The organism is Flavobacterium circumlabens, assembly GCF_004345565.1.
GTDB classification, from domain to species: domain Bacteria; phylum Bacteroidota; class Bacteroidia; order Flavobacteriales; family Flavobacteriaceae; genus Flavobacterium; species Flavobacterium circumlabens.
Genome location: NZ_SLWA01000001.1, coordinates 1078141 through 1086700, shown reverse-complemented (window position 1 = coordinate 1086700; position 8560 = coordinate 1078141). Strand labels below are relative to the sequence as shown.

The 8560-nt window shown below is 35.3% G+C and carries 10 protein-coding genes; all 10 read right to left on the bottom strand.

Features of this window, described 5'->3' with window-relative positions:
• Positions 1-113: 113 nt before the first annotated feature.
• A complete protein-coding gene (locus EV142_RS04625) occupies positions 114-1283 on the bottom strand; it encodes a beta-ketoacyl synthase N-terminal-like domain-containing protein (protein WP_132033149.1) in 1170 nt (389 codons plus the stop codon).
• Between the two features lie 65 nt (positions 1284-1348).
• Entirely contained in the window at positions 1349-2620 is a 1272-nt protein-coding gene (bioA, locus tag EV142_RS04620; protein WP_132033147.1) for an adenosylmethionine--8-amino-7-oxononanoate transaminase, read from the bottom strand.
• Between the two features lie 27 nt (positions 2621-2647).
• Positions 2648-3280 (bottom strand): dethiobiotin synthase, encoded by a 633-nt coding sequence (gene bioD, locus EV142_RS04615; RefSeq protein WP_132033145.1) that lies wholly within the window; start codon positions 3278-3280, stop codon positions 2648-2650.
• A gap of 73 nt (positions 3281-3353) precedes the next feature.
• Complete coding sequence (locus EV142_RS04610; RefSeq protein WP_132033143.1) at positions 3354-3968, bottom strand: hypothetical protein; 615 nt, start codon at positions 3966-3968, stop codon at positions 3354-3356.
• On the bottom strand, positions 3958-4458 hold the full coding sequence (locus EV142_RS04605) for an RNA polymerase sigma factor (protein ID WP_197984822.1): 501 nt from the start codon (positions 4456-4458) through the stop codon (positions 3958-3960). The genes EV142_RS04610 and EV142_RS04605 overlap by 11 nt, the downstream gene beginning before the upstream one ends.
• 4 nt (positions 4459-4462) lie before the next feature.
• Complete coding sequence (locus EV142_RS04600; RefSeq protein WP_132033139.1) at positions 4463-5326, bottom strand: TraB/GumN family protein; 864 nt, start codon at positions 5324-5326, stop codon at positions 4463-4465.
• Positions 5327-5774: 448 nt separating this feature from the next.
• Positions 5775-6149: a GxxExxY protein gene (locus EV142_RS04595; RefSeq protein ID WP_238698781.1), complete on the bottom strand. Its 375-nt coding sequence runs from the start codon at positions 6147-6149 to the stop codon at positions 5775-5777.
• 27 nt (positions 6150-6176) lie between these two features.
• The gene (locus EV142_RS04590; RefSeq protein ID WP_132033137.1) at positions 6177-7313 is read right to left on the bottom strand and encodes an aminotransferase class I/II-fold pyridoxal phosphate-dependent enzyme; all 1137 of its coding nucleotides are present in this window, start codon (positions 7311-7313) and stop codon (positions 6177-6179) included.
• A gap of 79 nt (positions 7314-7392) precedes the next feature.
• The gene (locus EV142_RS04585; RefSeq protein ID WP_132033135.1) at positions 7393-8028 is read right to left on the bottom strand and encodes an NAD(P)-dependent oxidoreductase; all 636 of its coding nucleotides are present in this window, start codon (positions 8026-8028) and stop codon (positions 7393-7395) included.
• 184 nt (positions 8029-8212) lie between these two features.
• Complete coding sequence (locus tag EV142_RS04580) at positions 8213-8494, bottom strand: FoF1 ATP synthase subunit delta/epsilon (RefSeq protein WP_132033133.1); 282 nt, start codon at positions 8492-8494, stop codon at positions 8213-8215.
• Positions 8495-8560: the final 66 nt, after the last annotated feature.

Genomic DNA, 8560 nt, shown 5'->3' with positions numbered 1-8560 from the left:
TCATACGACGACTAAGAAAGTTATATTTCAATAAAACACAAACACTTTGTGTACTCCATAAAAAAAAACCATTCGCCGCGGCGAATGGTTTTTTTATTATAATCTTTACAGATCTAAGCTTTTTCAATTAAGATGCTAACCGCATTACCTCCAAAGCCTACTGCGTTAATCATTATTTTTTTTAATGGTTTTGTTTGCTTTTGTACTTTGGCAAAAGGAACATTGATAAAAGTATTATGCTGCATCATTAAGAGTGCTAATTCTAAGCTTAATATTCCGGAAGCACCAAAAGTGTGTCCAATTTTCCATTTATTGGTAGTCAATAATGGAATTCCAGAACCAAAAACTTTTTCGATAGCACGTAATTCTGTCAAATCTCCTTTAATGGTTCCGGGTGCATGCATGACAATAACATCAATTTCCTCCGGGCTAGTGTGTTGCAGTGCCATTTTCATAGACTTTTGAAAACAATCTGCCTCTGCCGAAATTGAAATATTATGTTCTAAAATTTCAGTTGCATAACCGACACCGGTCACATATGCGATTGCATTCTCTTTTTCGCCCGCTTCCAGACAACAAACCGCTGCCCCTTCACCCAGAATCATGGTGTTTTGTGTCTTTTCAAAATCAAAAGCAAGATTCGGCCAGGCTTCTTCGTTCTGATCAATACGCGAATATATTTTTAAAGCTCTCATCTGAGCAATCGTAAAATCTGTTAAAGGGGCCTCGCTTCCACCCACCAAAAACTTATCGGCCATTCCGGACCGCAGCCATGCAACTCCATTCAAAAGTGCGTGGAGTGCCGTAGAACAGGTAATGGAGTGTGAAATTTCAGGTCCAGCGCTTTGTAAATCATGTGCAATCCAGGAAGATATATTTCCTAATGTTGTGGTTGGAGAAGCTAAGGTCTGTGCTTTTCCTGTATCTAAATATTCTTTATAATGCTTTTCGAATAAATCAGTGGCACCGCGCGAAGAGCCAATATTGATTCCGAAAATAGCTTCTTTATTCCAACCGGCTTTTTCAACTGCTTTTCGTGAAGCCGTTAAAGCAAACAAGACAGAACTGTCCAAAAACTTATATTTGATATCCGATTCCCGAACTTCCGCTACCATTTGCCCTGATTCAACACTTAAAGCTGCTACAGACGTTTCCTGCTGATCTAAAATTTGCTTTGTAAAACAATGTTGATTGCCAAGATATTTTTTCCAGACTTCCTCTGCAGTATTTCCCAAAGGAGAAATAGATGAAAAGGCTGTAATAGAGATTTTTTGTAAATTCAAAATAAATAATTTTACCGCAAAGTTCGCAAAAGTTTATGCAAAGTTCACAGGATTTTCAAACTAAATTAAACCATTTCAATAGCTTCTTCTATCGTATCATATACTTTCTGAAGCTGCTCATCAGTCATAATGTACGGAGGTAAAATGTAAACAATATTTCCCACTGGCCTTAAAACCACGCCTTTTTCTATAAAAAAATTATAAAGCTTGGTACGCATCGAACCGTAATAACTTTCCTCAGCATCCGATTTAATTTCAACGGCAAAGATTACCCCGAGCGTTCTGGCCGTGATCACTTTTGGATGATTTTCGATCTTTTTCTGAAAAATTAAATGACTTACATTTATTCTCTGAATGTTATTTTGCATTTCCGCTGTCCGCAACAAATCAATACTAGCCAGGGCAGCTGAACAACCCGTAGGATTTGCCGTAAAGGTATGTCCGTGAAATAATGCTTTATTGATATCATCATCATAAAAAGCATCAAAAACATCCTGGGTAAAAGTGGTAATTGCCATTGGAATCGTTCCTCCGGTCAGGGCTTTCGACAAACACATCATATCCGGTTCTTCGGCAACATAATCCATTGCAAAAGTTTTTCCGGTTTTACCAAAACCGGTCATCACTTCATCAGCGATAGTTAAAACCTTATTCTCTTTACAAATCCCGATCAAAGTAGCCAGTGCTTCGGGCTCATACATCACCATTCCCGCTGCTCCCTGCACTAAGGGCTCAAAAATAAATCCGGCACAATTATGACTTTCAATCACCGTTTTCAAGGCCTTAAAACTAAACTCCTCCTGTCCTTTTACAGGAACCGGAATTCTGACCACGTCTATAAACATTCCCTGAAAAGCCTGAGTGTAAAAAGAGATTCCGCTTGCTGCCATCGCCGCAAAAGTATCTCCGTGAAAAGCATTTTCGAAAGCAATTATCGTGGTTCTTTTTTCATTTTTATTGAAGAAATACTGCAGTGCCACTTTTATGGCTACTTCTACAGCTGTTGAACCATTATCCGAAAAGAAGATTTTCTGCTGATTTGCAGGCAAAATTTCCATCAGTTTTTCGGCTACTTTTATCGCTGGTTCATGTGTGAAGCCTCCAAACAAAACATGTTCCAGAGTGGTTAATTGTTTGTAAATCGCATCAGCTATAATTTTATTACTATGCCCAAACGGATTTACCCACCAGGAAGCAATAGCGTCAATATACTCTTTGTTATTCTCGTCCCAAAGCAAAGCGCCTTCTCCTCTTGTGATTGCAATTGGCGTTTGTGCTGTTTTATGCTGTGTATAAGGATGCCATAAATACTGGCTGTCTTTTTCTGATAAGGTCATCTGATGTAATATTGTAGATTTCTGATTTTAGATTTTAGATTTCTCTAACGACAACAAATTATGTCGAAATAATTCAGCGTACTCCCGAATTACATTTTGATCAAAATAGGGTTCTTCATCGATTCTGCCGATGCATTTTATTCCCGTTCTATTTAAAATCAAATCCTCGGTAGATTTGTTTTCGCTTCCGCTAAAGATAATTCCGGAGACTTCAAAACCTCTGTTTTTAATCGCTTCAACCGTTAACAAGGTGTGATTGATACTTCCTAAATAATGTCTGGAAACTACAATTATCTTATAATCGGGTTGAATCAGATCTATAATCGAATGCGTTTGATTTAGCGGAACAAAAATTCCTCCGGCCCCTTCAATAACCAAATGATTATCCGTTTTTGGCTCTTTTATTTGTTCTAAATCGATTGTTATTCCGTCAATCTCCGCTGCCAGATGAGGACTTGCGGGCGTATTCAATTTATAACTGTTCTCAAAAATCTGCGTTTTTGTATTTGATATTTTAGATTTGATCTTATGACTGTCCGAATGATCCAGATCTCCGGCCTGAATCGGTTTCCAATAGTCGGCTTCTAAAGCTTCTACAAGTATTGCAGAAGAAATCGTTTTACCAACATCGGTTGAAATTCCTGTAATAAATAATTTCATTTTGTTGTTTTTAATGGGATACAAAAATACCAATAAAAACAACAAACCCATCAATTACGATGGGTTGTATTTATTATTCTTCTTTTAATTCGTCAATAACAGCCTTGATTTCTCTGGCAAATTTCCCATAAAACCTATGAACCCACCATTCCAGCGAAATGCCCATAAAAAGCATGGCTAAAACTACAATTGAAGAAATACCGGCTATTTGAAAATTAGTTAACTCTTTTGCAAAAAAACCTGGAATCTTAGAAAATTCATAATAACCAAACCCAATCAAAAATAGAATTAGAAAAGGCGTTAAGGCAAATCCAAAGGTTTTATACAATTCCATATTAAGCCTGATATCAAAATAAGTCTCGTACAAATTGTCTTTTGTTTTTAAGGTCACGGTATTCAGTCTTTTATAAAACAAGTAAAGCTTTACTAAATAATAAATACATACTGCTGTAAAAAGGCTGAACAGCAAGTAATACAGAACAGTCATTTTTGCCGGAAAACTGTATATAAGAGGAATAAACCCCATAAAAACAATTGATATGATCTGGTAAATAAATTCGTTCTTCAAATTCTTTTTAATTTTATCCAAAGGAGTGTTTGCCGATTGTATTTTTTCTAAATTATTCGGAAGAACGATATTTTCACCTTTTTCGTTATTCCATGCGTTTTGTATATCGTTAAAATCCATATCCCTGATTTTTTATTATTTCTTTTAATTTTTCTTTTGCCCTGTTTAATTTCACTCTGGCATTTCCTTCACTAATCCCTAAATTATCCCCTATCTCCTTGTGAGAGAACCCTTCTAACTGATAGAAAATGATAGCCTTATCTATCTTGCCTAATTTCTGAACTGCTTTATAAAAATGATCAATCTGACTTTCCTTTATATGCGAGTCGCCTTCATCATCTTTGATATTCTCTGAGGCAATTTCGTATTTGTCTACTTTCCGTTTTTCTTTTTTCAGGAATACGATCGCAGTATTTACTGCCACACGATACATCCAGGTTGAGAATTGGCTTTCGTTTCTAAAGGATTCATACGATTTCCAAAGCTGACAGACAATTTCCTGAAACAGATCCTGCTGATCATCCTGGTTATTCATGTACATTTTAGAAACTTTGTACAAGATTCCTTTATGACTTTCTATCCGGTTTAAAAATTCTTTCTCTTTCAAAATAGTTCTAGTTCATTACTGGTTTTACAGTATATCCTGCTTTTCTAAGTAAATTAATTATTCCTTCTTCACCAGCCAAATGCGCTGCTCCTACTGCCACAAACAGGTTTTCCTTTTTCATCATTTCCGGCAAAAGTTTAACCCAATTCTGATTTCTTTCGTCAAGCATGTATTTTTTGGCTTTAGCATTCATTATATTCTCAGAAGTTGAAATCTTGTATAGTTCTTCTAAATTTTCCTTTTTATAATTCGCAACCAACAGCTTTGTTTCTTCCACATCTGATTCTTCCAGCATTGCTAGCATTTCATCATCAGCATAAGCATTTTCAAAACTTTTAAACTGCGATTTAACCGTTTCCAGTCCCTCAACTTTCAGGTTTCTTTTCTTAGCGCTTTCGATAAACTCCATTTCGTAAAGTTTGAGATCATTGCAGCCAAAAGATTTCATCGAAATCAAACTCATCACGGTCATCAGACTAAAAGCATCTACTTGCTGAACGCTCATTCCGGATGTCTTTTTCAAAATTGCATCTAATTTAGACAATTGTTCCGGATTTAATCTTTTACTTAAAGGTTCTTTTCCCATTGCCATTTGCTGCATATCAGTCATTTCTTTAGGATCCGAAAAATTAATTTCCAAAACTAATTCCGATGAAGCGTCAAATGCTTTTTTTGTTTTTTCGGATAGAAAATAATCCGGTCCGCAAATCATATGAACCGTTCCGTACAAATAAGAAGGTTTTGTTAATCCATTCCCTGAGACTTCCCACAAAAGGGAGTTTTCTAATTGAGGAGAAACCGTTTGGGCATTGATTGCGCCATTAAAAACAAATAATATTACTGCTACTGCTGATTTGAATACATTTTTCATTTTGTTGATTGATTTAAATTGATTGAATGATTGAAAACTCCTTTTTTAATTACGTTTCTTATTTCTCTGCCAGGAAGCAAAAGAAGCAATACACAAAAATGCCATTTGAACAAGAAATCCCAGATTCGGTTTGTTTAATAAAAACTGGTTTACAAAAGCATACCCGAATCCAGCTGAAGTAAGAATGATAAAAATAAAATTGAAGCTATTTTGTTTTGATATAGTGGATTGCGTTTTCATAATGGTTTAGTTATTTTGATTACGACTCGTAAGTAATCAAAGAACCAAAACGTTACAAAAAAATTTCAACTTTTTTTGAAAAGTGAGGAAAATCAGGACTTAAAGAAGGAGATATTTTAAAAATAAATTTCAAAACAGTTCGCAGATTATACGGATTAAACAGGTTGTCACTGATTTTTTATATTTGTTTTTCTATTATTCGTATACACTAAACGTTTAAACTCCGGGTTTCACCAAAATTTAAAACTAATCCGACTTCAATAGGGGTTGATTTTAAATAATTCATTAATTGGGCCACGTGCGAACTCAAAAGACATTGACCTGCTTTAAGTTCCACAATTATAGTATCTTCAATTACTAAATCGGCGTAATATTCGCCAACTAAACGATTTTTATAATATACCTTAATTTGTTTCTGCGCCTCGACTTCATAGCCTTGAGATTTTAGTTCAAAGTACATTGCATTATGATATACTTTCTCAAGAAAGCCATACCCAAGATGGTTATAGACCTCATAAAACACTTGCAGGATAGGCTTAGAAATTTCTTTATGGAGTAAATCAGTGATTATTTTCCGTGTCAAACCCGTTTAATCCATTTAATCGGCGTGCTAAAATACGAAATTTCCTAGTAAATTTAAAACCTGATTAATTTCTTCTTGTGAATTATAACTATGAATACAAAAACGAAGGCGTTCCTGTCCTTCGGGAACTGTTGGTGAAAGTATCGGTTTTACATCAAAACCTTTATCCTGTAATTGCCCTGCCAATTGTTTTACATTTTTATTTCCCGGAACAATTGCTGATTGAATGGCCGATTTGCTTCTGACAAACATGGGCTTTAAGCCCAATAAATTCTTTTGCTGATTAAAAAATACAATGTTCTGACGTAATTTTTCGATTGTTTCCTTTTCAGTTTCCAAATGCTGATAAGCGGTTAAAATGGTTGAAACGGAATGCGGAGATAATCCTGTAGTGTAAATAAAGCTTCTTGCAAAGTTCACCAGATATTCTTTTAAGGCTGAACTTCCCAAAATTGCAGCGCCATGACAACCCAGACCTTTTCCGAAAGTCATTATACGTGCAAAAATGCGGTCCTGCAATTGCAAATACTGCATTAGTCCTTCGCCTTTTTCTCCAAAAACACCTAAAGTATGTGCCTCATCTACCACCAGGAAACAATTGTACTTTTCGGATAACGCGACCAATTCTTCTAAATTTGGACTGTCGCCATCCATAGAGAAAACAGTTTCGGTGACAATATAGATTGTGGTATCGGGAAATTTCAGAATAAGACGTTCTAAATCTTCAAAATCATTGTGATTGAATTTGTATGATTTAGCATTCGACATTACAATTCCGTCACGAATAGAAGCGTGACTCAGTTCATCGTAAAGGATAACATCATTTCTTTGTGGTACAGCGCTAAAAAAACCCACATTGGCATCGTAACCCGAATTAAAAATTAAAGCCGATTCTGAGCCATGAAACTGCGCAATAAACAATTCGGCAATTTGATAGAGCGAATGATTACCGGAAATCAATCGTGAACCTGTTGCCCCATTCTGAATGATGTCATTTTCTATTAAATAATGATGTGCCTGCTTAAAAATAGCTTCCGATTTTGAAAACCCAATATAATCATTAGAAGAAAAATCAACAAGATTATTAAAACTTGGCAATTGTCTCAACGAATTGTTTTGCTTTCTGTTTTCAAGTTTTTGGGTAAGGTTTTCGGGTAATTTCATAAAAGCAAAGTTATGAAAATGATCTCAATATTAAATAAAACGGCGGATTTGATATCATCCGCCGTTACTTTTCTAATTTTTAAACACCGCTTACAAAAGGCGATTTTCGGGAAAATTCAGACTCCAACATTTCCTTAATCATAAAGTCAGCAATGTCAAGGGCGCTAATTTTATCTCCCATACAATCTTCCAGGCTTATTGACAAATTAGAACTGAGATCCCTAAATTCAATAAACGGAACCCTGACTAATGTCCAGTCAACAGCACTATGAGTCAAAAGATCATACGCAGATTGTCGGTCTTTTTGAATTTCAGGATAATTGGTTTTCATCCAGTTTGTTGCCAAAGTTGTTTTTTCGCCTTTCTTATCGAAGGGAGTATCAATATTAAGCCCTGCCAACAAAATATATCTTTTAATGTTATATTCCTTCATCACTTTCAATATATTACTGGTTGCCCGACTTGCCACCATTGGCTCTCCATGGCGCTGGCCAATAGTACTGATTACAGCCAGGCATCCTGCGAGCAATAGACGAATAGTATTCTCATCGACTGCATCTCCTTTGATAATTTCGATTTGTGAATTTTGAATTGTAAAGTCTTCAGGAGTTCTTAGTAAAAGTTTTATACTAAATCCTTGTTTCAACAACTGGTTTACAAGATATTTTCCAGTTCTGCCTCCACCGCCTAAAACGGCAATTTTTATATTTTTCATAGATACTCTTTATAAAATTTGACATAGATTTCTACGCTTCATCGGCTGACAAAACGTAATAATAAAAGCTTACTGAGCTTTTATAGCTGAATCAATATTTTTATAAAGAGATTTTAATAGTTTAAAAGTATAAAAAAAGCCATTCGCTTTCGCGAATGGCTTTTAAAATTTATTTCAAATTATTTTAGTCTGCTAAAACAATTATCTTATTGTCTTTCATTTCGATAGTACCTGACACAATCTCTAAAGTATAAGTCTGGTCATTTACTTTCGTGAATTTACCCGCTACTTCTTTAGAAAAATTGAAGCTTGGAGCCACAATTTTAATAGTTCCTTTTTCTAAAATAGAAACAATAGGAGCGTGATGATTCAATATTTGAAAGCTTCCATCAACTCCGGGCAATGTAACCGAAGTTACTTCTCCTGAAAATAATTTTGCTTCTGGTGATACTATTTCTAAAGTCATTTTTTTTAGTTTACAGTCTCAGTTACCAGTCTCAGTACTGAATACTGCGACAGAATACTGAAAACC